Here is a 25,452-nt window from a genome sequence, read left to right on the forward strand (position 1 = left end):
TTGATGGGCGTGATGAACCGGTTTATGAGTTTCTTGGGTTTGCAGGAGGAAGAGGAAATAGTGGAGCGGGAGCAAATTTCCCGTGATGAGGATGAATACGAACCCGCCCCTGTAGAAACACGCAAAAATCAGCGGGCCAACGTCGTCAGTATCCATTCGCAAAAAAATGTGAAGGTTGTGCTCTACGAGCCGCGTTCGTATGACGAGGCCCAGGAGATTGCCGACCATCTGCGTGCGCACCGCACGGTAGTTATTAATTTGCAGCGGGTGCGTAACGATCAGGCAATGAGGATTATTGATTTTTTAAGCGGAACGGTTTATGCCCTGGGTGGAGGAATATCCAAGATTGGGGGCAATATATTTATGTGCACTCCAGATACAGTGGAAATTCAAGGCTCCATAACAGAAATTCTTGGTGACGATCAAGACTACAACAGAATGAGGTGAGCAGGTTTTGGATCAAATATCTTCAATTATAGACATCCTATTTACAATTTACTATTACATGATTATCGTATACATTCTCATGTCCTGGCTGCCTAATCTGCGTGAGAACTTTATCGGCGAGCTGCTTGGCAAGCTTGTGGAGCCGTATCTTACGCCATTCCGGAAAATCATCCCGCCTCTGTTCGGAACCATCGACATCTCCCCGATTATTGCGATCGTGGTGCTCCGGTTTGCGGTAGGCGGGCTTCATTCCATTGTGGCCCTGGTGTTCGGCTAATCACATGAAGAATGAAATTTACGGCCACTTCCACCCGGATGAACGGCAATTTGTGGACAAGGCCTGGGAATGGGTTACGAATGCAGGAGAGTACCATGAGACCAAGCTTACCGAATTTCTCGATCCCCGTCAGGGATATATACTGCAGAGCCTGGTGAACCGCCACCCCGATGTCATTGTACGCTGGGAGGGCGGTTCTGACGATGCCGAGCGGAAGCGGGCTATGGTTGCGCCGGATTACCGTGATCTCACGGGTGAGGATATGGAGCTGAAGGTGCTGGCCATTACCTCGGGGGAGCAGAAATTTCTTGCGCTGGAGCATGGTGATTATATGGGGGCCATCCTGGGACTGGGCATCAAAAGAGGCAAGATCGGTGATATTCATGTGCTGGAGGACGGCTGTCACGTTGTGGTAGCTGAGGATATCGCCGATTATCTGTCCATGAATCTGACCGGTGTACACCGGATCAACGTTAGTACAGAGATACTGCCATTATCCGGCTTACGCAGCAGCCAGGTTAAGCTGGAGACGATGGATTTCACCGTGGCTTCCCTGAGACTTGACGGAATTGCAGCGGATGTAACCCGGCTTAGCCGGAGCAAAATTCTGGCTCCCATCAAAGCCGGACGTGTGCGGGTGAACTGGAAGGTGGAGGAGGATCCGTCCTGCAGTCTGAAAGACGGTGATGTAGTTTCTATCCAGGGCTTCGGACGGTTCAAGGTGCTGGAGATCGGCAGCTTGACGAAGAAAGGCCGTTACCGGATTCTGGTAGGCAAATTTGTCTGAGTTCTTTGCAGGATTACAGGCGTGCTTGTCGAAATTGATATTCTCAAGGGAAACACCCCCCTTCACTTTTGGGGATATCCAAGCAAGCAGTCTTTCATCTTTGTCTTCCGGACAGACTATCGTTCAGGGACAATGGATGTCCGAAATTTCTAGGAGGTGCACAGCATGCCATTAACACCGCTCGATATACATAACAAGGAATTCTCTCGGAGAATCCGCGGTTATGACGAAGATGAGGTCAACGAATTTCTGGATCAGGTCATTAAGGATTACGAAAGCGTTATTCGTGAGAACAAAGAGCTGCACAACCAGCTTTTATCCATTCAGGAACGCCTTGATCATTTTGTCAATATTGAAGAAAGCCTGTCCAAGACCATTATCGTGGCTCAGGAGGCTGCAGATGATGTGAAGAACAACTCCAAAAAAGAGTCACAGCTGATCCTCAAGGAAGCGGAAAAAAATGCGGACCGGATTATCAACGAAGCGTTGTCCAAATCCCGCAAGGTAGCGATCGAGACAGAAGAGCTGCGCAAGCAGGCTTCAATCTACCGTACCCGTTTCCGGACCCTGCTGGAAGCCCAGCTGGAGCTGCTGTCGCAGGATGACTGGAATGCGCTTGAGAGCCGCGAGGTTACTGAGAACGCATTGTGAGCGGGAATCCGGGCCATTCATTTGAATAAAAAACTCCTTAGTAGAAGTTATTGATCTTGTTTGTTTAATAAACAAGACTTCTACAAAGGAGTTTTTTTGTGTTTTATTGCGGCGCAAAAACCTTTGCAGTAATGATAACAGGGCCGGTTACAGTGATGTCTCCCTGAAGATCCTCTTGGTTTGTGGCAAATACCTGAAAAACATGATGTCCTACAGATACATTCCTAAGGATGGTCTGGAACATTGTGGTCATTTGAAGCGGCTCATCTTCATCGTTCGAAACGGACTGTTGTTCAGCACTGCCTACAAGGATTCCATCCACAAGGACTTGAAGTAAAAGCTTCGGCTGAACAGGCGGGGTAGCAAATACGTTGGTCACCTGCCAGCCTACGGTTGTAGTAAGTTCTAAAAAATTTATTGAAGTAGGAACACCAGCACCAAATTCTAATATTAAAGTTGGTGTTGCCTGAACTGGAGCGACTACTCCATGGCTCAGATTGGTTTGAAGACTCCTGACAAATTCAACTAAGGTATACGCCATTTTTTCACCTCCAATTTTTCATAATCACATTATATGGACTTGGTGGATATTATGTTTGAGACACCATCCTATACTTAAGAATAATCTGTGATTTGCAAAGGAGGACTAGAGTTGAATATTCTATTTATTACTTCAGGTTTTCGGGCCGTTTATCACTTTTTTGAAAAAACTATAATAGAAGCGTTCCAGAAAACAGGTCACGATTGTGAATCCTATAATTTAAATAGTAGTTTATTAAATGGATTGAAGCTTAAGAGCGAATCTATGCAGCCAGATCTGATTTTGGTCATGGCCGGGTTGAAAATCTCCACACCTGTGCTGGAATTCATAAAGCAAACACAAGTGAAGTCAGCCATATGGATGACGGAGGATCCTTATTACATGGACTGGACCGTTCCGCTAACCCCGTATTTTGACTACATTTTCACTATCGATCAAGCCGCATTGGAGCAATATAAACAGCGTGGCCATCCCCGTGTATATCATCTGCCGCTGGGAACAGATCCGCAGCTATTTCATCCCGCACCCATCTCTGAAGAGTATGCAAGTGATCTTTGTTTAGTAGGAGTACCTTATAGGAACCGGATTGAGCTGATTGAATTCCTGCTGGAGAAAACAGACTATCATATTCAAATCGTGGGGAGAGGGTGGGGCAAATATTATAAGGAGTGGGTACAACACTCAAACCGGAATATAGAGCTGGTGAATGCCTGGGTAAAGCCCGAAACCGTAGTGAATTATTACAATGGCTCCAAGATCGTTTTGAATGTCCATCGTCCTTCTGATGAAAAATACAATAGAAATCGTATGGGGATTATCGCTAAAAGTATTAACAACCGTACCTTTGATGCTGCCAGTTGTGAAGCCTTCCAGCTTACAGATTATAAAGAAGAGCTTGAATGTAATTTCAAGGATGGCGAAGAGGTTATTTCCTTCAGAGATAAGGAGGATTTACTTAAGAAGATTGATTATTACATGACAAACGGTGAAGAACGCGACCATATTGCAAAAGCAGCCAGAAAACGGGTTCTGGAGTCACATACGTTTCAACACCGGATTCATCAATTATTGATGAAGGTCCAATTCTGAAATACCGGGTTTACCGGAATAACCGGAATTACCAGGTTTACCTGACTTACTGGCCTTTAAAACGTTTAACAGGGAATCTGTTAGGCGTTTTATTCATATGCGGCTGTATATCCGGTGAAAGTTTGTGCTATTCATTTGAAAATTTAGTCTTCTAACCTATAACGTTTTGATTAGCGAGACATATTATAGCAAGTAAACAGCGAGGGAGGTTTTGTATTGCCAAAGGTAACTGTAATCATGACCAGCTACAATAAGGCCGGATATATCGCAAAGTCCATTGAGTCCATGTTGAATCAGACGTTTACAGATTTTGAGCTCTTCCTGATGGATGATAACTCGAATGAAGAAACCAGGAAAGTCATTGAGCCATTTTTAGAGGATAAAAGAATAAAGTTTATTAAGAGTAATATTCAAACCATGAAGGAGCGGGTGGAGAAGGTCAGATATGCTGTTCTAATCAATGAAGCCCTGGAGAAATCGTCGGGTGAGTATATTTCATATGCAACGGATGATAACCGTTATAGACATACTAGACTGGAGCAAATGGTGGACTATCTGGAGAATCATCCCGAGGTCATGATTGCGTACTCTGCATCACTCGTCAATTATCTGAATGAACACCAAGAGATTACCAAGAGCCAGCTGAGGCCGGCAAAAAAAATAGTCTCGGTAGCGCCTTGCGTAATCGATCATTGCTCCGTTATGCACAGAAGCTCCATTCTTCCGGTAATCAAAGAGAAGTTCGGCTCCTACTGGGATGAGAATCCGGAGTTTTACCGGATTGGCGACGGCCGATTTTTTTGGCGGCTCAATCAGTTCTGGGATTTCTACCCGGTAGAGGACGTTTTGGATGACAACTATATTACCGAATTATCTATTCATTATCAATTGGCGCACCAGGAGAAGAGTCAATTCATACAAATGCTGCCCCCCCAGAGAACCTGCAAGGAGCTGAGAGAAGAACTGAAATTAATGCAGCAAAAGAAATAATGGATCTGCAAAACGGTGCTTTAAGAAGGGGGAAACGGATTGTCCGTCTATCTGTCTAATTACTGGTCTCTCTATAGCGAATTCATCCATGTAACAAAGGATCTGAAGTATAGAAACATTCCCATTGCCCTCATGACGAATTTCTATCAGCAAATTGATGATGAGCTTAGAAGCGATATGGGGAGCAAGGAATTCGCGATGCAATTGAAGCATTCCAGCATTAAGGAGCAACATCAGATTCAGCCTTTTTTTGAAACGGTGGTCGCACCTCTAAATCAGCCTTTGAGGTCCAATCGGAATGGAAAGATCCTAATCAATCTCGACTATATAAGAATTTCGGAGAAAACAATAAGCGAGCACTTCAGCGGAGATCAGGCAATGATATTGTCCCGTTCCAGAGCTGCTGAGCTTTACGGGATACCCAATGTATGCAGCCTGGACTTTAAGGAGGATACCAAGCAAGCAGCGGAAGAGCTGGTTAGTAAAGCAACTTCAATTTTGGCTAACTACGAAGGACATCCTGCTTTTAGCAACGATTTCTTCAGCCAAACCTTCATCAAACGGATTCCCGCCATTGTTGAGGCAATTGAAATGGTTTTTAATCTTTATGATCATATTCCGGTAGCCGCTCTAATGGTTGGGACGACAGAGGATGTGGTCAGCCGGACCCTCGCCGTCGTTGCAGGGATGAAGGGCATTCCCAGCGTTTGCCTGCAGCATGGAATTCTGATGGGGGAAGAAGCGTTTATCCCTGTCTTCTCAAGTCATATCGGAATATATGGAGAATACGAGCATGAATGGTATGTGGCAAGAGGGCTTGAGGACAAGCGGATTGTGATCACCGGCCACCCCCGCTATGATGACATCTTCACCTCAACACCACCCTCCAAGGGCAGCTTTATAGATTTATATGAGCTTGACCCCCATAAAACTACGTTATTAATAGCTACAGGTCCTACTCTAAATGAAAACAAGATACAGGCGCTAATTACTGAGCTCGCTGCGAATCCAAAATTTCAAATCGTCATCAAACCCCATCCCTGGGAGCTCTCCAAAAAACTGATTTCACTGTATACCGGTTTGGAGTCACAACATAATAATATCCGAGTTGTTACAGACAGAAAGGCTGACACGCGTAATCTGATTATGAACTCAGACGCTGTTGTCGCGACACTCTCTACCGTTGCTTTGGAAGGTCTTTTATTTAACAAACCCGTGTTTGTCTATAATTTCATTGAAGCCAACCGTGAATATGATTACTATAATGCTCTTGAAAATTATATTCAGAAGGAGCCCGGCGAATTAACAACAATCGTCTCTTTATATTATTCAAGTAACAAAGAGAAGTTACACTATAGAGCAGCGAAGAATAAGTTTTTGCTGCAGTCCTACAGCATCCGGCATTCCGGCAGAGAACTGTCGGAGTTGATTAACCGATTGATTAATCTAACACAGGGCTTATGAAGGGAGGAGGGGGAATGTTTTTTAGGAATAAAAAAATTCTGATTATCGGCGGAACAGGCACCATTGGGAAGAGTATTGTGAAGCTGATTCTACAAGATGAGCCTGAAGTTATCAGAGTATTCAGCAGAGATGAATATAAACAATTTGAGCTGCAGAATGAACTGGGCGGACATCCAAAGCTAAGCTTCCTGATTGGGGATATTCGTGATTATGACCGTGTGTTATATGCGATGCAGGATATGGATTATGTGTTCCATACAGCGGCAATGAAGCATGTGTCATTTTGTGAAAATAACCCTTATGAAGCTGTCCTTACGAATATTGTCGGCACGTACAACGTGATTAAAGCCGCGAATCAGCAAAACGTGCAAAAAGTCGTGTTTACCAGTACGGATAAAGCTATTGCTCCGACCAACAATTATGGTGCAACCAAGCTATCCGCGGAGAAGCTTATCTCCTCTGCTGAATATTCGCGGGGTTCCGGCACAACCGTGTTCTGTACGGTGCGCTTTGGCAATGTGATGGGCTCCAGAGGTTCGGTCATTCCCTTATTTGATAAGCAGGTCAGAGAAGGTAAAGCCATCACCGTGACAGATTTATCGATGACAAGATTTATGATGACCTTAGAACAGGCGACAAGGCTAACCGTCCAGTCCCTGCAACTGGCGAAAGGCGGAGAAACGTTTATTCTAAAAATGCCTGTAATTAAACTGAACGACCTGGCAGAGATTGTTGCGGAATTGGCATCGGAGAAGTATGGGCTTCATCCGTCAGCAGTGGATATCGTTGAGGTTGGCCTAAAGCCTGGTGAAAAAAGGTATGAAGAGCTGATGACGTATGAGGAATCCTTAAGTGCTTATGAGCTGCCGGATCTGTATATTGTGCCCTCTCCGTTTGCTTCACCAAAAGCATACCGGAAGGCAAGCAGGCCGAAGCCCGGTACCTACAGCTCTGAAGGCGAGATTCCGCTGACGAAGGAACAAATAAGGAAGTTGGCCATTGCACAAAATCTAATCTAGTGGAGGTTATTATGAACATACTCGTAACCGGTGGCACAGGCTTCATTGGCAGATGGGTTGTAGGGCGTTTGTTAAAAGATGGACAAAAGGTATGGGTAATCGATAATTTGGCCAATTCATCGCTGGATAATTTGAACGAGTATGCGGGCCATGAAAATCTGCAAAAGGTTAAAATAATGGATCTCAAAAACAGAGCGTCCTTACAGGAGCTTTTCCAGGAGAACGCATTTGACCTGTGCTACCATCTTGCCGCAAGCATCAATGTTCAAGACAGCATAGATGATCCTGAAACGACGTTTAACAACGACACAATGGCTACCTTTTATTTACTGGAAGAGTGCCGTAAGCAGAAAGTGAAAATGGTCTTTATGAGTACATGCATGGTGTATGCCAGAGCTAATGATGAACAGGGCATAGACGAGTTGTCTCCCATCAAGCCGGCTTCCCCCTATGCAGGCGCCAAAATTGCTGCTGAAAATATGGTATTATCCTATTTCTTCGCCTACGGATTGCCTGTTGTGGTCGTGAGACCGTTTAATACGTATGGCCCTTTTCAGAAGACAGGCGGTGAAGGCGGAGTGGTCGCCATCTTTATTCACAATAAATTAAAGGGCGAGCCCCTTAATATCTATGGGGACGGCACACAATCAAGGGATTTGCTGTACGTGGAGGACTGCGCTGATTTTGTGGTTGAAGCGGGCTATAGCGATCAGTTAAACGGAGAAATTGTCAATGCGGGCACCGGAAAGGATATTACTATTAACCGTTTGGCAGAGCTTATTTCAGATGGACAAGTGCCTATTCATCATATTCCCCATATTCATCCGCAAAGTGAGATCCAAAAGCTGTTATGCAATTTTCAAATGGCTGAACGGAAGCTGTCCTGGACACCGAAGGTACCGATTGAAGAGGGAATCAAACAGACGGAGCAATGGATTCAATCCGCCCTTCATCGAAAGGAGCCTTTCCAATCATGAGTAAAAGCAGATTGGCTATCCTTGGCGGAGCTCCCGTACGTGCGCAATATTTGCCTTATGGACAACAGATCATCGATGAAGAGGATATTAAAGCGGTGGTGAAGGTGCTGCAAAGTGACTTCTTGACAGGGGGTCCGGCCATTGAGCAATTTGAATCCGAGATCGCAGCGTTTACGGGAGCAAAGTATGCAGTGGCCTTCTCAAGCGGGACAGCAGCACTGCATGGTGCCTGCTATGCGGCCGGAATTGGCGGGGGGGATGAGGTCATTACCACACCGATGACCTTTGCCGCCTCATCCAACTGTGTGCTCTACCAGGGAGGGAAGCCGGTATTCGTCGATATCGATCCGCTGACGTATAATCTGAATCCAAAGCTGATCCAGGCCAGCATTACACCAAACACCAAAGCAATCATTCCTGTTCATTTTACCGGCCAGCCCGCTGAGCTGGATGAAATCATGCAAATTGCCCGTGAACATAACCTGATTGTGATTGAAGATGCGGCCCATGCGCTGGGTGCAACATATAAAAACAGAAGCATTGGAGCCATCGGTGATATGACGATGTTCAGCTTCCATCCGGTAAAGCATATAACAACGGGAGAAGGCGGAATGATTACGACAAATAACCCGGTGTATTATGAGAAGCTGCTGCAATTCCGGACCCATGGAATCACAAGGGATCAGAGCCGCTTAAGGGATAATCATGGCCCCTGGTATTATGAAATGCAGTTTCTCGGGTTTAACTACAGAATCACAGATATTCAAACCTCACTGGGTACCTCACAGTTACGTAAAATCGGCAGCTTCATCGAAAAACGCAAGCAGCTGGCGGAACTGTATATCCGGGAGCTGGGCGCAATCCAGGAAATCATTCTCCCGCATCAGCTTCCCTATGTGGAGTCGAGCTGGCATCTGTTTATTGTCAAGCTTCAGCTCTCCAAACTGAATGCCACCAGAAGACTGATCTTTCAGGCGCTGCAAAAAGAAAATATCGGTGTGAATGTCCACTATATCCCGACGTATCTTCACCCCTATTACGAAAGCTTAGGCTTTCAAAAAGGAATTTGCCCGGTCGCTGAAAGCTGCTACGAGGAGTTTATTACTCTTCCCTTATTCGCAGGAATGGATCAGGAGGATGTAATGGATGTGGTGGCTGCCGTGAAGAAGGTAATCAGCCATTATTCTAATCAATGAAGAAGGGAGGGATCAGGATGGCCAAAGTAAAGGTGATTGCGGAGATTGCCAATGCTCATTCAGGTGATCCCGGGCAGCTGAGCGCATTGATTCTTGCTGCCGCCGGCAGCGGCGCGGATGGGGTGAAATTTCAATGGTTTAATTACGGCAGTATAGCCACACCGGACTTTATCCACTATCAGACGTATATGGATTTGTCCATGGATAAGACCCTGTGGGCCGATGCCGTAACTCTTGCGAAGGGTCTCGGATTAGAAGTATGGGTAGACATCTATGATGAATGGGGCGTGGAGCTGTTAACCGAGCTGGAGGATCAGGTGGACGGTTTGAAGCTGCCAACGACTGTATTACAGTCGAAGCCCCTGATTCAAGCGCTGAAGAAGTTTAACAAGCCATTGTTAATCGGGGTGGGCGGCTGGTATGAACAAGAAATGGAGACCCAAGTAAATTATATTAAAAATAATTTTAAAGGTCCGCTCATTTTGATGCACGGCTTTCAAGGATACCCTACACGCACGGAAGATGCCAATCTAAGCCGTATTGCCTATTTCAAGCAAAAATATCAATTGAAAGTTGGATTTGCCGATCACGAGGATGGGGGCCATGAAATGGCGGTAGATATGCCAGTGTATGCGTATTTACTGGGGGCAGATCTCATTGAAAAGCATATTAATATGAACCGTTCGGAGAACGGGATAGATTATTATTCCGCACTGGAGCCGAGCGAATTCAAGCTCATGGTGGATAAGCTGCGCAGCGCAGAGAGTGTCCAGGGCAGCTTGGAAGTAAAAGAATCAGAAAGAAAGTATCTTGAGGATTCCACGTTAAAGATAGTTTCCAGAAAGGATCTCCGTCCGGGTGAGCTGATTACAGAAGAAAAAATTATTTATAAACGCTCTTCTGTACCCGATGCCTTCATGGCACAACAGGCAGCGGAACGATTTCCCCTTATCTCAAGGGTAGCTGTTCCAGCCAATACTCCCATCACTCCAGATAAGGTACACGAGCCCAAAATTTGTATTGCCGTGCTCTGCAGACTGAAGTCAACACGGCTCCGGCGGAAGGCGCTGCTTCCGATCCATGGTGTCCCTTCCATTGAAAGATGTCTAATGAATTGTCTGGCAGTCCCCAATGGTTATCAGGTAATTCTGGCTACTTCAGATCTTCCGGACGATCAGCCCCTTACGCAGTTCACTCTGGATAACCGGGTGAAGATTGTAACTGGAGATCCGGAGAATGTTGCGGAGAGACTGCTGATTGCTGCTGAAGCAACAAATTCGGATATTGTTGTCCGTGTCACAGGCGACAATCCTGCTATTTCACCGGAGATGCTTGGCTTCATGATAGAGCAGCATGTAAAAAGCGGAGCCGATTTCACCCATGCCAAGGAGTCTACGATGGGCACAGTCGGAGATGTCATTACCGTTGAAGCGCTCAGAAGGTTGTTGCAGCATACAGACCAACTGACGCATGCAGAATATCTGTCCTTTTATTTCATCAATAATCCCACCATCTTTAATGTAAATGCCTTAGTCCTTCCCGAGAAATGGGTCTATCCGGACTGGAGACTGACACTGGATGAGGCTAACGATTTGGAGCTGTTTGAGCAATTATACCGTGATTTGGACATTGGAAAAGGACCGCTTCACTTTGAAGAATTAAAGACCTATTTGCTGAACAACCCTAAGGTGACCGCGATAAACAGAGGGAATACAGTGAAATGGCGGGATGATACGCTACTGGTTCATGAGCTGAATGAAGCGACAAAACTGAACGGACTATGAACTATGTGAGGCTTCGGATGATGAATAATAAAATCAGGCTTATGCTGGGTACGGCCCAGCTGGGCGGAAATTATGGGATTGCAAATGCAGAGGCTAATCTGACTGTGCAAAGCAGCAGACAATTAATTAACTATGCCGTTTCTGCAGGGATCGGTTATTTAGACACAGCACCGGGATACGGGGACAGTGAAACCATCATTGGCGGTTGCTTGGGAGATTTCAATCCGAAGACCAGGCCTGCAGTTGTAACGAAGCTGCCTTCGGTACAGAGATTAGGGCTCAAGACGGAAGAAGAGCGCAGAAGCTTCGTAATTTCCTCCGTTATGTCTTCGCTGGACAGATTAAAGCTGGCTGCTCTGGATGTCTGTCTTTTACACGATCCTTTGGATATGAGCGCCTACAAGGGCGGAATAATTGAAATTCTTAATGAGCTAAAGCAAAAACAGATGATCCGCAGAATCGGTGTTTCGGTATATGATCCTCAGGAGGTTGAGACTTTTTTGAGCTTGGAGGGTGTGGACAGTATTCAAATACCAGTTAACTTGTTTGACCAAAGATTGATAAGGAATGGAATGCTAAACCGCTTATCTGAAAAAGGAACAGAGATCTTTGCCCGGAGTGTCTATCTTCAAGGACTACTTCTTATGGACCCGGAGAAGCTTCCTGATAAGCTGAAACAAGCTGAGGCACCCTTGAACCTGCTGCTGAAGTATTGCGAGAATACAGGGATATCCATAAAGGAGCTTTGCTTTTTATTTGTAAGAGATCTTCCGGGGTTAACGGGGATCGTAGTCGGGTGTGAGACGGTGGAGCAATTAGAGGAAAATCTTAAATGGATGTCCTTGCCTCCTTTGAATCAAAAGATAATGAAAGAGGCGGGTGGCTTATTCGCTGAACTGTCTTTACAGATTATTGACCCCAGGAGGTGGAAATGACATGGTGCGCACGCTGAATGAACTATTTAATTTAGACGGCAAAACAGCGGTAGTAACAGGCGGTGCAGGGTATTTAGGCACAGCGATCTCAGAGGGGCTTGCTGAAGCCGGTGCTGCCGTGTACCTTGTAAGCTCCAATGAGCAGAAATGCAGGGAGTCTGCGGAGAGGATCGCCTGGCAAACTGCCGCCGCATGCTTCGGTAAATATATGGATATCCGCAAAGAAGAATCTATAAAAAAATGTTTTGAGGACATCTCCGCAGAGGCCGGGAGCATTGATATTCTAGTGAATAATGCCGCCTTCAGCGCACCGGGAAAGCTGGTCACCATGAGTGAGGAGCAATGGCTGGCAGGGATGGATGGTACGATTAACGGAACGTTCAGATGCATTAAAGCCGTACTGCCTTACATGATCGAACAAAAAAACGGCTCTATTATCAATATATCCTCCATGTATGGCCTGGTCTCTCCAAACCCCGTGATCTATGGTGACAGCGGGATGGATAACCCGGCAAATTACGGGGCAGGCAAAGCGGCCATTAATCAATTCACCCGCTATATTGCCTGCCACTTCGGGAAACACGGAATCAGAGCCAATACAGTATCCCCTGGCCCTTTTCCCAATCCATCGGTTCAAGATAATCCCCATTTCATCCGGCAGCTTGAAGAGAAAAATCCGTTGGGCCGGATCGGTAAGCCTGAAGATTTAAAAGGGGTCATGGTATTTCTTGCCTCAGCGGCATCAGGCTACATTACAGGGGAGAACATTTCGGTAGACGGCGGGTGGACCGCATGGTAACCGGGGCGCATAAGCAGGTGAATATATTCTTCCGGGTCGATTCTTCCCGTCAAATGGGTACAGGCCATGTTATGCGCTGCCTTACACTTGCTAATGAGCTTGCCGGAAGAGGTGCGGGGGTTACGTTCATTTGCCGTGACCTGCCAGGAAATCTGGCACATTATATTATGGATCAGGGCCATCAGGTATTGCTGCTGCCTGCGCCGGGTGATCCGGCTTATGCGGCATCCTGGCTCCAGGTAGACTGGCGCCGGGATGCGGCGGAGACAGCGGAGCGAATGACCTCCTCTTCACCGGCGGATTGCCTGATCATTGACCATTATGGCATTGATCACAAATGGGAGGCAGTCCTTGCGGAGAAGGTGGACAGGATTGTTGTAATTGACGACTTGGCCGACCGGCCGCATCAATGCAGCATGCTGCTGGATGCCAATGAATCGTATGCCAAGGATCGTTATCAGGGTCTGGTCCCGGACGGCTGCGTGAAATTAATAGGTACCCGTTATACCCTGCTGCGGCCTGAATTCCGCTCTGCCAGGCTGCGGTTAGCGGAGCGTGACGGAAGAATCAACAGAATTCTTGTGTTTTTTGGCGGCACAGATCCAACCGGAGAAACCTTAAAAACATTACAGGCCTTAGCCCGTCCTGCCTTTGCTGATATTCACATTGATGTAGTAACCGGCGCTATGAACAACAACAAGGAAGCCATTGCAGAAGCATGCAGCGCTATGCCGAATGCCGTATTTTATTGTCAGATCGATTATATAGCCGAATTAATGCGGAAGGCAGATATTTCCATCGGAGCCGGCGGAAGCACAACCTGGGAGCGGTGCTATTTAGGCTTGCCTACGCTCTCCGTTGTAACGGCGGATAACCAAAGGGAGATCACAGCCCTGGTTCATGATAAAGGGGCTGCCCGCTGCCTGGGCCTTAGTGCTGACGTAACCGTGCAAAGGATTGAAGACGGATTAAACGAAATGCTTGCCAGCCCCTCACTGGTGAAAGAAATGTCTGAGAAGGCTCTTCAGCTTATGGGAGAAGGGCGGTTGAATGAGGTTATAGACAGGATCATGGGAGGGGACAATGGCGGACATTAACGACTATAAGCTGGAGAACCTGGGTCAAGAACACAAGAGCCTTGTCCTGGAGTGGCGCAATGCCGGCCATATCCGTCCTTTTATGAATCATGCTGAGCCCATTCCCTTAGATGAGCATTACAGATGGCTGAATTCTGCGGAGAAGGATGCAAGCAAGCTGGTGAAATTATGCTTTTATCAAGAACAGCCTATAGGTCTTGTTCAATTCTCACAGATCAATCTCACCAACCAAACCTGTGAATGGGGCTTATATATTGGGGATCAGGCTTCTCCCCGGGGTTCGGGAAAGATCATGGGGATCTTAGCACTTGATCTGATTTTCAAAGAAAGACAGATGAGGAAGGTAAGCGCCCAAATCCTGGATTTTAACCAGAAGAGCTTGTCCTATCACCGCAGATTAGGGTTTGTGGAGGAAGGCAGGCTGTGCAAGCAGATTCTAAGAAATCAACAATATACCGATGTGGTATTAATGGCGATCTTTCGCGAGCAATGGGAGAAGCACAGTGAAGTGTTGAAAGAGGAGGTTGCGGGAGCAAATGAAGGAAATCACGATCGGTAACCGGCGTATAGGAAGCGGGCATCCTCCTTTTATCATCGCGGAAATGTCCGGCAATCATAATCAGTCACTTGACCGGGCGCTTGAGCTGGTTAAGGCGGCGGCCAAGGCTGGCGCACACGCATTTAAAATTCAAACGTATACGCCCGAAACGATGACGCTTAATATCCGGGAGAGAGATTTCATGATTCCGGAATCCAACGGGCTTTGGAAAGGAAAGTCTCTATTTGAGCTCTATAAGGAGGCGTATACCCCCTGGGAATGGCACGGTAGAATATTCGACGCCTGCAGGGAATTAGGGATGATTCCCTTCAGTACACCGTTTGATGAAACCTCGCTTGAGTTTTTGGAGACCCTGGGTGTTGCCTGCTATAAAATTGCCTCTTTTGAAAATAATGATATCCCGTTGCTCAAAAAAGTCGCCTCCAAGGGAAAGCCGATGATTATTTCTACAGGAATGGCCTCGCTCGGCGAGATCGAACATGCGGTAAACACAATAACCGGTGCAGGCTGCAGTGAGTATATTCTATTAAAATGCACAAGCAGTTATCCGGCTTCGCCCGAAAACTCAAATCTGAACACCATTCCGTATTTGAGCGAAGTATTTCATTGCCAGGTAGGCTTATCAGATCATACCCTGGGCGTGGGGGCCGCGGTTGCAAGTGTAGCGCTGGGCAGCACTGTCATTGAAAAGCATTTTACCCTTAACCGTGAGGATGGCGGGGTTGATGCGGCTTTTTCACTGGAGCCCGGGGAATTTGCTTCCCTCGTGAGAGAGACGGATACGGCCTGGAGGGCACTCGGCAGGGTTTCCATCGGTCCCACGAAGGACGAGGAGAAATCACTTCAATTCAGGCGGTCGATATATATTTCTAAGGATATAAAGGCTGGTGAAGTGCTGACGGGGGATAATATTAAAGTAATTCGTCCAGGATATGGTCTAGATCCGAAATACTACGACCTGCTGTTAGGAAAACAAATGAAAAAGGATCTTCCCCTCGGCACTCCGGTAAGCTGGGAGCTGTTATTATAACCCTGCCTTCCCGGTTCCGGGCCTATGGATCTTGACAATTGGTTCTAAACAGACTATAACTAGAACATATCTGTAATCCATTGAATCGAAATTCGATGACGGGACAAGTACGATAAGGTAACGTTCTCCAGAGAGTCGGTGTTTGCTGCGAGCCGATCGTTCACGCCTTGCCGGAAGATCCTCCCCTAGAAGCTAAGCTGAAGCGTATATGCATACGTGTGTAAGCTATGCCGTCTGCCGGACGTTATCCCGGACCCGTGTGGCATTTCTGCATGCGGAACTGAGATTGTACTGAATACACTCCCCTAAGGATGTGCATGAGGTGCAAATTAGGGTGGTATCGCGAGCGCTGTCTCGCCCCTTTGGGGGCTGGATGGCGCTCGTTTGTGTTTACATCCCCCTAAATCCCCCTTTCCAAGGGGGACCCCAAGGGCTGGCCGCCCTCTGGACACCCGCAACAAGTGCTCCGAGTGGTGAGTGACGATGGCGGAAGGGGAAGGATTACTGCGGCGAATGGCGCGGCCCTTCTTAGGCTGCCCTGACGGGTACGCCTGCGGGGCCTTAACTACAACGACAAGACCCCAGGCGAAGCCCGGCCCAGCGCTGCCCTCCGGGTTCGCGGGCCGGGTGCCCGGCAAGAGCGAGGCCCCGGCCCAGCGCTGCCCTAACGGGTTCGCGGGCCGGGTGCCAGGGCAAGAGCAAGGCCCCGGCCCAGCGCTGCCCTTCGGGTTCGCGGGCCGGATGCCAGGGCAAGAGCGAAGCCCCGGCCCAGCGCTGCCCTTCGGGTTCGCGGGCCGGATGCCTGAGGTAGAGCGTGCCGCTTGCGGCGTAAGCGGGCATTACAACAAAATTAACTTACCAAACACCTTTCCCCTGGAGATCGACAAACTTTCCAGGTGTCCAGAGGGCGGAGCCCTTGGGGCCCTCCCTTGGCTAAGGGAGGGTTTGGGAGGGATCGAAAAGCTTTGAAAGGTTTTGATAGGTTTGAAAGCTTTTAAAAAAGGCTCGGATGAAATCCGAATAAGGTTTAAAGACTAAACGGAAGGATTGACCATCATGCATAAAGTAGATGTAAAAGAAAAAGCACGGGCCAGAGATGTCCGTATCCTGAAGAAATGGAGCGACGAGAATACGTTCCGCAGATCCATGGAGAACCGCGAGGGACGCCCAAACTATGTGTTCTATGAAGGACCTCCGACGGCGAACGGCGTGCCGCATATCGGGCATGTGCTGGGCCGGGTCATCAAGGATTTCGTCGGCCGCTACCAGACGATGAAGGGCTTCCGCGTCATCCGCAAAGCGGGCTGGGATACCCACGGTCTGCCGGTTGAACTCGGTGTGCAGAAGAAGCTTGGCATCTCCGGCAAGCAGGACATCGAAGAGTACGGCGTGGAGAAGTTCATCAAGGAATGTAAGGAAAGTGTATTCGGCTATGAGAAGCAGTGGCGTGAGTTCACCGAAGCAATCGGCTACTGGACGGATCTGGATAATCCTTACGTTACGCTGGATAACACCTACATCGAGAGCGTGTGGAATATCCTCGCTACCGTGCATGACAAAGGCTTAATGTACCGCGGACACCGCGTCAGCCCGTACTGCCCAAGCTGTCAGACGACGCTGAGCTCCCATGAAGTGGCGCAGGGCTACAAGACAGTCAAGGACCTGAGTGCTACAACGAAGTTCAAGCTGGACGGCAGCGGCGATTATGTACTGGCCTGGACGACCACCCCTTGGACCCTTCCGGCGCATATGGCGCTGGCAATGAACCCGAATATGGAATATGTGCGTGCCCAGCAGGAAGACGGCGTATATGTACTGGCCAAGAATCTAGTGGATGAGGTGCTCAAAGGCGAGTATACGATCCTGTCCACCCATACCGGTGCGGACTTTATCGGCCAGAGCTACACTCCGCCGTTCGATTATATCAAGGCAGAGAAGCATAATGTGATCGTAGGCGCATCGTTTGTTACGGATTCCAGCGGTACCGGGATCGTGCATATGGCTCCGGCACATGGTGAAGATGACTACAAGAGCTGCCGCGAGAATGGCATCAGCTTCGTGAATGTGGTGGATACTTCAGGTAAATACACCAGTGTAGTGAGCGATTTTGCCGGACGGTTCGTCAAAGACGTCGACCTCGATATCGTGAAGATATTGTCCGAACGGGGACTACTCTACAGTAAAGAGAAATACGAGCACAGCTATCCGTTCTGCTGGCGCTGCGATACTCCGCTGCTCTATTATGCAACAGACAGCTGGTTCATCCAGACAACAGCGATCAAGGATCAGCTGATCGCCAACAATAACAGTGTGAACTGGTATCCGGACCATGTGCGTGAAGGCCGCTTCGGCAAGTTCCTGGAGGAACTGGTGGACTGGAATATCAGCCGTAACCGCTACTGGGGCACACCGCTGAATGTCTGGGTCTGCCAGGACACCGGCAAGGAATTCGCACCGCATAGCATCGCTGAACTGAGATCGATGGCGATCGGCGAGGTAGCAGAGGATATCGAGCTGCATAAGCCGTATGTGGACAACATCAAGCTGCGGAGCCCGTTCAGCGAAGGCGGCGTAATGGTGCGCACACCGGAAGTCATCGACGTATGGTTCGACAGCGGCTCGATGCCATTCGCCCAGAGTCACTATCCGTTTGAGAATGAAGACAGATTCGCAGACCAGTATCCGGCGGATATGATCTGTGAAGGAATTGACCAGACACGCGGCTGGTTCTACAGCCTGCTTGCCGTATCGACGCTGTTCACGGGTAAAGCACCTTACAAGGCGGTTATCGCCCACGGTCATATTTTCGATGAGAACGGCCAGAAGATGTCCAAATCCAAAGGCAATGTCATCGACCCTTGGGAAATCATGAACGAATACGGCACCGACGCGTTCCGCTGGGCCATTCTGTCCGACAGTGCGCCATGGAACAACAAACGGTTCTCGCGCGGTCTGGTGGGTGAGACGAAGTCCAAGGTTGTGGATACGCTGGTTAACACGCATGCGTTCCTGACGCTGTATGCCGGTATCGACGGCTACGATCCTGCGGATCACCCATTCAAGCTGTCAGAGCATAAGCTTGACCGCTGGATTCTGTCCCGTTTGAACAGTCTGATCCTGCTGGTGGATAAAGGCCTTGCCGTTAACGATTTCGTCAACACGTCCAAAGCGATTGAGAATTTCGTAGATGAGCTGAGCAACTGGTACATCCGCCGTTCCCGTGACCGGTTCTGGGGCAGCGGGCTGGGCGAAGAGAAGCTGGACGCATACCGCACACTTACGCATGTCCTGCTGACCACAGCTACGCTGATGGCACCGTTCACACCAATGCTGTCCGAGGATATCTTTACGAACCTGGGCGGCGGCGAAAGCGTGCATCTCGCGGATTACCCGGTAGCGGATGAGAGCCTGATCGATCTTGCACTGGAAAAAGATATGGAGAGCGCCAGAGGGATCGTGGAACTGGCCCGCAACGTGCGTAACGAGAGCGGCATCAAGACCCGCCAGCCTTTGTCTGAGCTGATCGCCTCGATTGACGATAACTTCAATGTGGCAGATTATGAAGAGCTGATCAAAGACGAAATCAACGTGAAGCATATTGTAATCGAGCACAGCGACAGCGGCTTTGTAGACTTCACCCTGAAGCTGAACCTGAAGGTCGCAGGCAAGAAATACGGCAAGAACGTCGGCTTCCTGCAGGGCTTCCTCAAGGCCATGGACAGTGACGCTACCCGCAAAACCGTACAGGACGGCGGACTCGCCATTGTATCGCCGGACGGGGAAGAGCTGCAGATCACATCCGAGGAGCTGCTGGTCGAGAAGCAGGCCAAACCGGGTTTTGCCTCGGCTTCCGGCTATGGATTGACGGTGGCACTAAACACCGAAATCACACCGGAGCTGGTGCAGGAAGGCTGGGTACGCGAAGTCGTACGTGCGGTGCAGGATTACCGTAAACGCCTGGATCTGCCGATCGACAAACGGATTGCTCTTACGCTGCATGTCGATGACGAGCTTAAGGCGGCGGTTACCGCATTCGAGCATGTGCTGCGCGAGAATGTACTAGTGACTACGGTTGATTTTGACGGAGATTATACCTATGAAACTGTGGATGCCGGCGGCAAGAGCATCGGAATTCATATCGGCGCTTAAGTAACACACACCCTGCATCACTTGTCCCTATATGGCATATACTAGCCGCAAAGGAAAAGCTTCTATGGGTTAGAATGCAAAATGACGAGCCCCGTGCTTAAAGAGACTACTCTCTTTAACCGGGCTCGTTTGCTTTGCGGGTCATAGAGATTCGAGGGAGGTGCCGGAGGCATGGGCGGATGGAAAGAAGGAGATACGGAGGCCGGGAAGCCGGAGAGGCCGGAAGGGCCGGGCAGAATTTCAATTCAGACCTCGGGAGTAGACAGCAGCAGGGATACCGGTAAAGTACCGGAGGAGAAGCGGCAATTCCTGCATTCCGGGGAGCGTATACAGACACCACTTTCTTCTCAAAAGCCTGCAGCCGCGCTCGCAGCAGCCGGTGATCCGGCAGAGCTGCCGCAGGAGGAAAAGCTGAACGCGCTGTACCGGATGACCACCCAGCTGGCCCAGCAGATGGAGAAATCGCGGATTTCGGAATATACGGAGCTGCTGCATTCGCCGTTCCGGCTGATCTGGCTGAATATTTTATCCGGAGTAGCCCGGGGGCTGGGGATTGCTCTCGGGTTTACTTTTTTTGCGGCGACGATTATTTATGTGCTTCAGGTGCTTGGGGCATTGAATCTGCCGATTATCGGGGACTATATTGCGGATATCGTGCGGATCGTGCAGCATCAGCTGGAGCTGAAGACCTTCTGAACCGGGTCCAAATTAAAAAAGAGCAGCACACGGCTACTCCCTTTCTTTTTTGAGCGGGTCCAGCAGGTAGTCACCTTCCCCGTCGTCCATGTAATGGCGGTAACTGTTGCCTTTAATGATGGTTAGATGATTTCCCGTAATGTCGGTAGCGACGAAATTCTCCCACGGCTCCACGAAGCCTTCGGTTTCGTCCGCTTCGATCTCCATATCATTATAGGAGCTGATGTTGTTGCCTTCGGCCATGGCAGGGGAATCGGAATTGCCCCAGCTCTCTACAATCTGCCAGGCATCCTCCCCGTCGAAGCCGTTCTGGTCCTCCCGCTCATCCAGGCTGGTCCGTCCAAAAGGCGGAGACAGCAGTTCCTCCTCCACCGGGCGGGTAAACGGAGCGCTCTGGCGGGGAGCATGCTCTTTGGTGTAACGGGTGGAGGGAATCGCGGCCAGACGTTCATAAGGAATCGGTTCGCCGCTGGCTATACAAATGCCATAGGTGCCTTCATCCATCGCCCGCAGCGCCGCTTCGATATCGTCCAGCTCATGCTCGTCCCGCTCCAGCAGGGAAATATCCATGGAACGGTTATACAGCTCGGTGGCGGCATCGCCGGGATGGTTGTCGATCTCGGACAGCTCTCCGGTAGTATCGCGCATAGCTTCCTGCAGTCCGTAATGCTCATTATTTTGCAGCCTGTGCTTGATGTCCTCCTGCTGCTGTAGCAGTAATGCGCGCAGCCCGGAGAGCTGGGTTGATGTCAGATGGCTCATTGCTGTGAGCTCCTTTCGGTGGCTTAATCCTCGCTGAAACGGTACCGTCTTTATAAAGGAGGGCAAAGCCGTTTCCACTTGTATAGCTTGGCCGCAGGGGCCCTTTTTTAGCGATGGAAAATAGTGCCCGGACTTTGGCGGGTTTAGAGTGCCTTGCAATGGACGGTATCTTGAGGCCTGTGCTACAATATACAAGTCTTTATACAGTATTCGTACCGCGGACCGCGGGAAAAATAAGAACGGAGTGACAACTTCTGTGGTGTACTTTCTGATTGCGCTAATTGTATTTTTGATTGACCAGGGTACCAAATATCTGATTGCTACCCGGCTGGAGATCGCAGAGCAGATTCCGGTTATAAAGGATTTCTTCATCATCACGTCCCACCGCAATCGTGGAGCCGCTTTCGGAATTCTTGAAGGACAACAGTGGTTCTTCATTGTAATTACGGTTATAGTTGTTGCCGGTATCGTCTGGTATCTGAACAAGGCCCGGAAGACCCGCAAATTGCTGCCTACGGCATTGTCGCTGGTGCTTGGAGGAGCCGTCGGAAACTTCCTCGACCGGATTCTGAACGGTGAAGTTGTGGATTTCCTGATGTTCAATTTCGGCAGCTATACCTTCCCGATCTTCAACGTAGCCGATTCCTGCATCGTGGTCGGGGTAGCCCTGATTATTCTCGATACGCTGCTGGATGTGAAAGGCGAACAGGAAGTCACCGAAGTTAAGGAATCACAGGAAGTCAAAGAAGGGAATGAATGATTTTGAATAAAGACGTCAATGAGCAGGCGGTTTCTGGCGCCCTCGAAGAAGAAAGAGACGTCACCGAATGGATGGTTGCCGCGGAGAATGCCCGGGAACGGATTGATAAGTACATTACGGAGTCTTGGGAAGAAGAGGTTTCCCGCTCGCAGGTTCAGCTGTGGATCAGCGGTGGTCATGTGACGGTGAACGGCGCTCCGGTCAAAGCTAACTACAAGCTGTATGAAGGCGACAAGGTGGCTGTTACGGTTCCGGAAGCCGAAGTTACGGATTTAATTGCGGAGAATATCCCGCTTGAGGTTGTATATGAAGACAGCGATGTTATCGTGGTGAATAAGCCGCGCGGTATGGTGGTGCATCCGGCAGTAGGACATCCCTCAGGCACCCTGGTCAATGCGCTGATGTACCATTGCAAGGACCTGTCAGGCATTAACGGCGAGATTCGTCCGGGCATTGTGCACCGCATCGACAAGGATACCTCCGGTCTGATTATGGCTGCCAAGAATGACGCCAGTCATGCTTCGCTGGCCGCGCAGCTGAAGGAGCACAGTGTAACCCGCCGCTACATCGCAGTAGTGCATGGCAATCTGTCTCATGATAAGGGCACAGTAGATGCGCCAATCGGCCGTGATCCGCATGACCGCAAGCTGTATATGGTCACTGAGAAGAACAGCAAACGTTCTGTGACGCATTTTACGGTGCTGGAGCGCTTCGGCGACTGCACACTGCTTGAGCTGCAGCTCGAGACCGGACGGACGCATCAGATCCGTGTGCATATGAAGTTCATCGGCCATCCGCTGGTCGGCGATCCAATCTATGGACGCAGCAAAGGCACGACGATGACTGGACAGGCTCTGCATGCCGCTGTACTGGGATTTGTGCATCCTGCTACAGGGGAGTACAAGGAGTTCAGTGCGCCGCTTCCGGCAGATATGGAAGAAGTGCTGTACACACTGCGCAGCAGATAAGTACAAATGAATAGATTATAAGTCCATGGCTTCTAAGGCAGCTTTGCTTCATATTTAGATCATGGATTCACAACAATAGCCAGGAGATGAGACGAAGATTATGAGTATTGAACACTATCAGGAAACATTCATTCAGACTAATTTTGCGGACCGCATCGGCGGCGCCGGATATGGCAAGGACACTTCCATCTACAAATTCGAGAAAATCAAACGCGCCAAAGCATCGGCGAAGCAGGATTTTCCTAACATTGAATTGATCGACATGGGCGTCGGCGAGCCGGACGAAATGGCGGATGAAGGCATTGTGGCAAGACTTGCACTTGAAGCTGCCAAAGAAGAAAACCGCGGATATTCCGACAACGGGATTCCTGAATTCAAAGCGGCGGCTGCAGTTTATCTGAAGGAAGTATTCCAGGTAGACGGCATCGACCCTGTAAATGAAATCGTACATTCCATCGGTTCGAAGCCTGCACTGGCTATGCTGCCATCGGTCTTCATTAATCCGGGTGACATCACGATCATGACCATTCCGGGTTATCCGGTGCTGGGCACTCACACCAAATATCTGGGTGGACAAGTCTACTCCGTTGAGCTTAAGAAGGAGAACAACTTCCTGCCTGACTTGAACTCTATTCCGGAAGACGTAGCCCACAAGGCGAAGCTGCTCTACCTGAACTATCCGAACAATCCTACAGGCGCAAGCGCAACTCCTGAATTTTTCAGCGAAGTAGTAGCCTGGGCGAAGAAATATGATGTAGTCGTTATCCATGACGCTCCTTATGCAGCACTGACGTATGATGGCGTGAAGCCGCTGAGCTTCCTGTCCGTACCTGGTGCCAAGGATGTCGGCGTGGAGCTGCACTCCCTGTCCAAGTCCTACAACATGACTGGCTGGAGAATCGGTTTCGTTGCCGGCAACCCGCTGATCGTTAAGGCGTTCAGTGATGTGAAGGACAATAATGACTCCGGTCAATTCATCGCGATTCAAAAAGCTGCCGCATACGGCCTGTCTCATCCTGAGATTACCGAAGCGATTGCTGCCAAATACTCCCGCCGTCACAACATGCTGGTGGATGCACTGAATAGCCTGGGCTTCAAGGCAGAGAAACCGAAGGGTTCCTTCTTCCTGTATGTAGCTGCTCCAAAAGGCGTTAAGGGCGGACGCCGCTTCGAATCCGGCGAAGATTTCTCGCAGTTCCTGATCCGCGAGAAGCTGATCTCCACCGTGCCTTGGGATGATGCCGGCGCGTTCGTGCGTTTCTCCGTTACCTTCGTTGCCAAGGGTGAGGAAGATGAGAAGCGTGTAATTTCTGAAATTCAAAGACGCCTGAGCGACGTTGAATTCGAATTTTAAGTTTGGTTGATGGGGCCGCTGCAGAGAAATCTGCGGCGGCTTTTATTATGGCAGCCGATCGCTCCCGAGCCTCACTATCCGCTCCGGTCTGGTCAAATGTTGTACAAACTGCAACTTTACTCAGACGAAACAGGCCCTGAAAGCGCAAATCCTGCATTTTTTACAACAATCCGCTTCAGAAAAGTAAATATTCATCCTAAATGCTGTAAAAAATACAACATTTAGCCCAATGATGCATTTGCGGAGCAAAAATCCTGTAAAATGTGCAACATTACTTGGACAGGCAAGCCGGTAACAGGGGGGACAGCATGCATGTGACGGTGGTGAGAGTGAGGGGCGTTAGCAGCCTCTGATATAAAGATAAGCCAGCCGGGAACTTCTGGCTGACCTAATGAACAATATCCTAACCTTTCCGGTAGGCCTTGCTGTGAAAGGCATTAATATGACGGAACAGTGCTTCGCCGTCATCCGGTACATGTCCGCTACCATCCAGCGGCAGCAGCATCGCCTGATACGGCTCCGGCACCCAGATATACTGGTGGACGTAGGAGGTCAGGACGAATCCGTTCCGCTCCCAGAAATGAATGCGCTCCTTGTGTGTATCCGAGGTTCCGGATTCAGCTTCGATAATAATCCCTCGGATGCCGTGATCTCGCACTGCCCAGTCCCTGATCTGTCCGAGGAACCAGGTTCCCGTACCCGCCCCGCGCAGCTTCTTATCGACTGCCAAGTAATCTATGATCAGTACCTTATCGCCAGTCCTTCCCACGACCCCAGTAACGGCCATGGCGGCAACCTGCCCTTGCTGACCCAGTCCCGCATGTAAGTAAGCAATCCGCCGCTCCAGCATACTGCGGAGAATCCCTTCCGGTTTGGCTCCGCTGGGAAAAGCCTCCCGGTACACCGGCTCCATCTGCTTCCAGAGCTGTTCATCCCATTTATCTACTGTAATAAACTCCAGGTCCATGATCTGTTCGCCTCCATTTTTAATCATAGCAGAGGCGGGGCGGGAACGAAAATAAGCCAGCGGGCAGGATAGTTCAATCATTTTACGAATTTTTTATAAGCTGGATAATTTTATAAATTACGCAATGATTATTTTTTGAAGGTATGATTAAATT

24 protein-coding genes and 1 other annotated feature are annotated in these 25,452 nt (G+C 49.2%); of the genes, 21 read left to right on the forward strand and 3 right to left on the reverse strand.

All coding sequences use genetic code 11. The features are described from left to right. Positions 1-3 precede the first annotated feature (3 nt). The 4 genes from sepF (at position 4) to MHI42_RS29140 (ending at position 2,162) form a co-directional block, all read left to right on the forward strand. Positions 4-447 (forward strand): cell division protein SepF, encoded by a 444-nt coding sequence (gene sepF, locus MHI42_RS29125; protein WP_039304302.1) that lies wholly within the window; start codon positions 4-6, stop codon positions 445-447. 7 nt (positions 448-454) lie between these two features. Beyond that, the gene (locus MHI42_RS29130) at positions 455-724 is read left to right on the forward strand and encodes a YggT family protein (RefSeq protein ID WP_039304304.1); all 270 of its coding nucleotides are present in this window, start codon (positions 455-457) and stop codon (positions 722-724) included. 4 nt (positions 725-728) lie between these two features. After that, a complete protein-coding gene (locus MHI42_RS29135) occupies positions 729-1,511 on the forward strand; it encodes a YlmH/Sll1252 family protein (protein ID WP_076244023.1) in 783 nt (260 codons plus the stop codon). A 165-nt stretch (positions 1,512-1,676) separates the two neighbouring features. Next, complete coding sequence (locus MHI42_RS29140) at positions 1,677-2,162, forward strand: DivIVA domain-containing protein (RefSeq protein WP_042139375.1); 486 nt, start codon at positions 1,677-1,679, stop codon at positions 2,160-2,162. A gap of 103 nt (positions 2,163-2,265) precedes the next feature. Here MHI42_RS29140 and MHI42_RS29145 read toward each other — a convergent pair whose 3' ends face one another. After that, positions 2,266-2,703 (reverse strand): hypothetical protein, encoded by a 438-nt coding sequence (locus tag MHI42_RS29145; protein ID WP_171721026.1) that lies wholly within the window; start codon positions 2,701-2,703, stop codon positions 2,266-2,268. A 111-nt stretch (positions 2,704-2,814) separates the two neighbouring features. On the opposite strand from MHI42_RS29145, the gene MHI42_RS29150 reads away from it, so the two are divergent. The 14 genes from MHI42_RS29150 (at position 2,815) to MHI42_RS29215 (ending at position 20,487) form a co-directional block, all read left to right on the forward strand. After that, positions 2,815-3,792, forward strand: a complete 978-nt coding sequence (locus MHI42_RS29150) for a glycosyltransferase (RefSeq protein ID WP_342421414.1) — start codon at positions 2,815-2,817, stop codon at positions 3,790-3,792. Positions 3,793-4,008: 216 nt separating this feature from the next. Then, on the forward strand, positions 4,009-4,782 hold the full coding sequence (locus MHI42_RS29155) for a glycosyltransferase family 2 protein (protein ID WP_342421415.1): 774 nt from the start codon (positions 4,009-4,011) through the stop codon (positions 4,780-4,782). Positions 4,783-4,821: 39 nt separating this feature from the next. Then, the gene (locus MHI42_RS29160; protein WP_342421416.1) at positions 4,822-6,246 is read left to right on the forward strand and encodes a CDP-glycerol glycerophosphotransferase family protein; all 1,425 of its coding nucleotides are present in this window, start codon (positions 4,822-4,824) and stop codon (positions 6,244-6,246) included. Positions 6,247-6,260: 14 nt separating this feature from the next. Then, positions 6,261-7,265, forward strand: coding sequence for an SDR family NAD(P)-dependent oxidoreductase (locus MHI42_RS29165; RefSeq protein ID WP_342421417.1), 1,005 nt, complete (start codon positions 6,261-6,263; stop codon positions 7,263-7,265). Between the two features lie 11 nt (positions 7,266-7,276). Further along, positions 7,277-8,242: an NAD-dependent epimerase/dehydratase family protein gene (locus MHI42_RS29170; protein ID WP_342421418.1), complete on the forward strand. Its 966-nt coding sequence runs from the start codon at positions 7,277-7,279 to the stop codon at positions 8,240-8,242. Beyond that, positions 8,239-9,438, forward strand: a complete 1,200-nt coding sequence (gene pseC, locus MHI42_RS29175) for a UDP-4-amino-4,6-dideoxy-N-acetyl-beta-L-altrosamine transaminase (protein ID WP_342421419.1) — start codon at positions 8,239-8,241, stop codon at positions 9,436-9,438. The genes MHI42_RS29170 and pseC overlap by 4 nt, the downstream gene beginning before the upstream one ends. A gap of 17 nt (positions 9,439-9,455) precedes the next feature. Then, positions 9,456-11,222, forward strand: a complete 1,767-nt coding sequence (locus tag MHI42_RS29180) for an N-acetylneuraminate synthase family protein (RefSeq protein WP_342421420.1) — start codon at positions 9,456-9,458, stop codon at positions 11,220-11,222. Between the two features lie 17 nt (positions 11,223-11,239). Next, positions 11,240-12,157 (forward strand): aldo/keto reductase, encoded by a 918-nt coding sequence (locus MHI42_RS29185; protein WP_342421421.1) that lies wholly within the window; start codon positions 11,240-11,242, stop codon positions 12,155-12,157. 1 nt (position 12,158) lies between these two features. After that, positions 12,159-12,956, forward strand: coding sequence for an SDR family oxidoreductase (locus MHI42_RS29190; RefSeq protein WP_342421422.1), 798 nt, complete (start codon positions 12,159-12,161; stop codon positions 12,954-12,956). Further along, complete coding sequence (gene pseG / locus MHI42_RS29195) at positions 12,950-14,053, forward strand: UDP-2,4-diacetamido-2,4,6-trideoxy-beta-L-altropyranose hydrolase (protein WP_342424823.1); 1,104 nt, start codon at positions 12,950-12,952, stop codon at positions 14,051-14,053. The genes MHI42_RS29190 and pseG overlap by 7 nt, the downstream gene beginning before the upstream one ends. Further along, positions 14,040-14,612 carry a UDP-4-amino-4,6-dideoxy-N-acetyl-beta-L-altrosamine N-acetyltransferase gene (pseH, locus tag MHI42_RS29200; RefSeq protein ID WP_342421423.1) on the forward strand — a complete coding sequence of 191 codons (573 nt, stop codon included), beginning with the start codon at positions 14,040-14,042 and terminating at the stop codon, positions 14,610-14,612. Before pseG ends, pseH begins: the two co-directional genes overlap by 14 nt. Then, positions 14,590-15,642, forward strand: coding sequence for a pseudaminic acid synthase (gene pseI / locus MHI42_RS29205; protein WP_342421424.1), 1,053 nt, complete (start codon positions 14,590-14,592; stop codon positions 15,640-15,642). Before pseH ends, pseI begins: the two co-directional genes overlap by 23 nt. A gap of 86 nt (positions 15,643-15,728) precedes the next feature. Continuing rightward, positions 15,729-16,007, forward strand: a binding site (T-box leader). A 691-nt stretch (positions 16,008-16,698) separates the two neighbouring features. Continuing rightward, complete coding sequence (ileS, locus tag MHI42_RS29210; protein ID WP_342421425.1) at positions 16,699-19,791, forward strand: isoleucine--tRNA ligase; 3,093 nt, start codon at positions 16,699-16,701, stop codon at positions 19,789-19,791. Between the two features lie 393 nt (positions 19,792-20,184). Next, positions 20,185-20,487 carry a DUF5665 domain-containing protein gene (locus MHI42_RS29215; protein WP_144026082.1) on the forward strand — a complete coding sequence of 101 codons (303 nt, stop codon included), beginning with the start codon at positions 20,185-20,187 and terminating at the stop codon, positions 20,485-20,487. Positions 20,488-20,520: 33 nt separating this feature from the next. On the opposite strand, the gene MHI42_RS29220 is transcribed toward MHI42_RS29215, so the two are convergent. Beyond that, complete coding sequence (locus MHI42_RS29220; RefSeq protein ID WP_042238479.1) at positions 20,521-21,249, reverse strand: TraR/DksA C4-type zinc finger protein; 729 nt, start codon at positions 21,247-21,249, stop codon at positions 20,521-20,523. A 256-nt stretch (positions 21,250-21,505) separates the two neighbouring features. Between MHI42_RS29220 and lspA the strand changes: the two genes are divergently transcribed. The 3 genes from lspA to MHI42_RS29235 all read left to right on the forward strand — a co-directional run bounded on the left by lspA (position 21,506) and on the right by MHI42_RS29235 (position 24,331). Beyond that, positions 21,506-22,009, forward strand: coding sequence for a signal peptidase II (lspA, locus tag MHI42_RS29225; RefSeq protein WP_039304467.1), 504 nt, complete (start codon positions 21,506-21,508; stop codon positions 22,007-22,009). Next, positions 22,006-22,977 (forward strand): RluA family pseudouridine synthase, encoded by a 972-nt coding sequence (locus MHI42_RS29230; protein WP_039304352.1) that lies wholly within the window; start codon positions 22,006-22,008, stop codon positions 22,975-22,977. The genes lspA and MHI42_RS29230 overlap by 4 nt, the downstream gene beginning before the upstream one ends. Positions 22,978-23,077: 100 nt before the next feature. After that, positions 23,078-24,331 carry an LL-diaminopimelate aminotransferase gene (locus MHI42_RS29235; RefSeq protein WP_340985788.1) on the forward strand — a complete coding sequence of 418 codons (1,254 nt, stop codon included), beginning with the start codon at positions 23,078-23,080 and terminating at the stop codon, positions 24,329-24,331. 403 nt (positions 24,332-24,734) lie between these two features. On the opposite strand, the gene MHI42_RS29240 is transcribed toward MHI42_RS29235, so the two are convergent. Next, a complete protein-coding gene (locus MHI42_RS29240; protein WP_342421426.1) occupies positions 24,735-25,325 on the reverse strand; it encodes a GNAT family N-acetyltransferase in 591 nt (196 codons plus the stop codon). Positions 25,326-25,452 lie beyond the last annotated feature (127 nt).

Origin of the sequence: Paenibacillus sp. FSL E2-0178 (genome assembly GCF_038593005.1) — a bacterium.
Classification (GTDB): domain Bacteria; phylum Bacillota; class Bacilli; order Paenibacillales; family Paenibacillaceae; genus Paenibacillus_AQ; species Paenibacillus_AQ phytohabitans.